The sequence below is a fragment of the Candidatus Pelagibacter sp. HIMB1521 genome, assembly GCF_052047875.1.
Classification (GTDB): Bacteria; Pseudomonadota; Alphaproteobacteria; order Pelagibacterales; family Pelagibacteraceae; genus Pelagibacter.
Genome location: NZ_JBNAIZ010000025.1, coordinates 1 through 3,538 on the forward strand (window position 1 = coordinate 1; position 3,538 = coordinate 3,538).

At 23.8% G+C, this 3,538-nt stretch carries 3 protein-coding genes; 1 reads left to right on the forward strand and 2 read right to left on the reverse strand.

Translation table 11 applies throughout. The features are described from left to right. Positions 1 to 41: 41 nt before the first annotated feature. Entirely contained in the window at positions 42 to 989 is a 948-nt protein-coding gene (locus ACTTA5_RS07505; RefSeq protein WP_440649157.1) for a glycosyltransferase family 2 protein, read from the reverse strand. 65 nt (positions 990 to 1,054) lie between these two features. Here ACTTA5_RS07505 and ACTTA5_RS07510 point away from each other — a divergent pair, with 65 nt between their 5' ends. Continuing rightward, positions 1,055 to 2,086: an NAD-dependent epimerase/dehydratase family protein gene (locus ACTTA5_RS07510; RefSeq protein ID WP_440649159.1), complete on the forward strand. Its 1,032-nt coding sequence runs from the start codon at positions 1,055 to 1,057 to the stop codon at positions 2,084 to 2,086. A 4-nt stretch (positions 2,087 to 2,090) separates the two neighbouring features. Here the strand turns inward: ACTTA5_RS07510 and ACTTA5_RS07515 are convergent. Continuing rightward, on the reverse strand, positions 2,091 to 3,538 hold a 1,448-nt coding region (locus tag ACTTA5_RS07515; protein ID WP_440649161.1), incomplete at its 5' end, for a DUF1420 family protein.

Below are 3,538 nucleotides of genomic sequence, written 5' to 3' on the forward strand. Positions count from 1 at the left end.
AGAAGATTGTAAAATCTTTATTAATTTATTTTATTATTAAATTATTCAATATTAATTTTTTCTTTAATTATAACATTATTCTTAGGTTTTCGAACTTGACTGTGAATAGCTGATATATACTCACCTACTATACCCAAAAATAACAATTGTATTCCTGAAAAGAAAAATAAAGCAACAATTAATGTAGATATACCTGGAGTATTCATTCTACCATCAATAAAAAAATGAGTAAATAATTGAAATATAATAAACATAACGCTTGCTGATGCTATTAAAATTCCAAAGATAGTAAATATTCTAATGGGAAAATTACTAAAAGAAATTAAACCATTTATGCCTAAATCAAAAAGTTTAAATAAATCCATTTTTGATTTCCCATGAATTCTCTTTTGCCAAGTATATTCGACGCCAATTGAATTAGATGACAAATTTGCAATTATACCCCTTGTGTATGGATAATAGTCATCATAGCTCAATAGTTCCTTGTAAAGTTTTTTTTCAATCAATTGAAACTCCCCAACATATGGAGGTATTTCAATGTTAGAAATCTTGTTGACTATTAAATAGTATAAATTTCTAAAATTTCTCAAAATAAAAGACTCGTTTCTCTTTTTTTTTATTCCATAGACTATATCGTAACCATCTTCCCATTTTTTTATAAAATCTATAATTAGTTCAGGTGTGTCTTGCATATCAACTGGCAACATAGGTATTAATGCATCACCATTTGAATATTTTATTGCATTAAATGTTGATTTATGTACTCCATAATTTCTATTATTAATTATAATTTTTAATTGAGGATCACTTGCGGCTAGATCTTTTAAAATTTTATCAGATCCATCTTTTGAATTATCATCAACAATAATTAATTCATAATTATAATTCTTTAGACGTGTGTTAAAAATTTCTTGAATTTTATTGTAAAAAATCTTTATATTATCTCTCTCATTATAGCATGGAGATATTATTGTTATTATTTTATTCATTTGGCTTGATGATAAAGTTTTTTGATATATAAGCAACTTTTCAGACATACTATATACTTTTAATTATGAAAAAAATAGATACAAAATTATATAAAGATAGTACTGAGATTTTCAAAAAACTTACTGATAGAGAAAATAAGTTTTTTTCTAAAAAAAAAATTTTATTACTTGGATCAGATGGTTTTTTGGGAAGAAGCTTTTTAGAATATTTTTCTTTACTTAATAAAAAAAAAGTTGATTTTAATTTAGATTGTGTAGATAATAATATCTCTTCTGATAAAAAAAATCATTTCAAAAACAAAAAAATAAAGTTTTATTCACAAGATATAATTTATTTTGAACCAAAAAAAAAATACGATATTATTATATTCTTAGCTGGAATTGCTAGTCCAACAATTTATAAAGAATATCCGTTAGAAGCTCTCGAAGTATCTTACCTTGGTGCTAAAAAATATTTAGATTATGCAAAAAAAAATAAAAGTTTGTTTATTTTTTTTAGCTCAAGTGAAATTTATGGAAATCCAAATGAAGAAAATATTCCAACGAAAGAAAGTTATTATGGAAATGTAAATTCTTTTGGTCCAAGATCTTGTTATGATGAGGGAAAAAGAGTTGGTGAAACTTTATGTTACATTTACAAAGAGTATCATAATACTAAAGTTAAAATAATAAGACCTTTTAATGTTTTTGGACCTACAATGAATAAAAATGACGATAGAGTAATACCTAAGTTTGTTAGAGCAATAAAAAATAACAAGCCTATAACAGTATATAGTAATGGCAAGCAAACCCGAGCTTTCTGTTATATCACAGATGCTATGGTAGGTTTTTTGAAAGTAATTTGTACTGGTAAAATAGGTCAAGTATATAACGTAGGTAACGATAAAGAGGAGATAAATATGAATTATTTATCTCAAAAATTAAAAAAATTGTTTATCAGAAATATTAAAATTAAAAAAATTAAATACCCAAAAATTTATCCTTCAAACGAACCACTAAGAAGATGTCCAGATCTTCAAAAGATTAAAAGAGATACTAATTTTGTACCTATGGAAACTTTAGAAGGAAGTTTAAAGAAATTTATTGAAAATTATTAAAATTTTATTTTTCTTTAATATCATAAATGCAATTTGGTAATTTTTCATTTTTAAATTCATAGATATATCCGTCATAATACTTTTGTCTTTTATTGAAAGGATTTCTTGCTGTAAATTTTCCTACATTTTTCTTATAGTACAATAATTTACCTATGCAATTTTCCAGTTTATTATAATTTTTTTTATCATCATAAAACAAAATGTGAGTTGGATTTATTTTTTTAATTTCATCAAAATGTATTTTTGATCTTTTATCTTTAATATCTATGTAATAAAAAATATCTCCCGGTATTGTTTTTACATTGCTTAATGAGAAAGATCTGTGTGTAGATATCAATATATCGTTGTGATCCAATTTTGAATTTGACCACTTAAATAACTCATATCCGTTTGCAGAATTAATTAATACTTTCTCTCTTAGACTTTGAGATAGAGAACCTATAGAGAGTGTGAAAATTCCATAAAGTAAAATAAAAATAACCGCCAAAGATTGTAATTTTGTTCCTATTAAAAAAAATTTATAAGAGATATTATTTATTAATCCATATCTGTAGGTCAATAAAATTAACCAAACAAAAACTTCTAAAAACCATCTAGGATTATTTTGTCCAAATTTAAAAGCCAAAATTACATATACTATAATAAAAAAAAATATTAAATTTTGTCTAAAATTTTTTTTTATTTTAATAAATAAAATAATTGCAGAACCTATTCCTAATGTTTCCAAAATTGTTCCCAAGCTTGGTGGAATAAATAACCAATAAGGAAAACAACCTTTGTAACCACAAGAAGTTAGTGATTGATAAAGTTGTTCGTAACCATAAAGATTTAATGGCAAAGGTTTTATTATAGAATCAAAAAAACTCATCTCATATGTATGAAACTTAAAATAAATTTTTGGGGCCAAAATTATCAAAGAAATTAATATTGAATACAAAATAAACTTTATATGTTTTTTGTTTAAAAATGAGTAATAAAAAAGACTAATCCAAAAAATTGATGCACTTAATGCAAAAGAAAATTTAGCATTAATCGATGCAAATATTAGTATTAATACAAAAACAATTAAATTTAATGATTTAAAATTTTTTAAATCAGATAAAAAAATTATTGAAAAAACTAGTGCAGAAGATCCTATATAGTTTAATTGAGGTTTAGCACTGCTGACAAGTAAAATAAGCATTGGGCAACTTAAAAATAGTAGAAGAAAAATACTTGTTTTTTTGGTGATTTTTTTTTTTGTTAATATGCCAAATATGCTTAATATTCCTGAAAATTGAACTAAAGAAGGAAATTGTTCTGCTTTTAACATAAACCCAACAGTATTTAATATTTCACCAGAACCAGATTTTAAGAAGTGTGTCCAAAATTTGAGCTCAGGGTAAATGTTATTATTTATAATATAAAATGGAACTCCAACATGATAATCAAGAGAATCAGCGTTAGTAATTG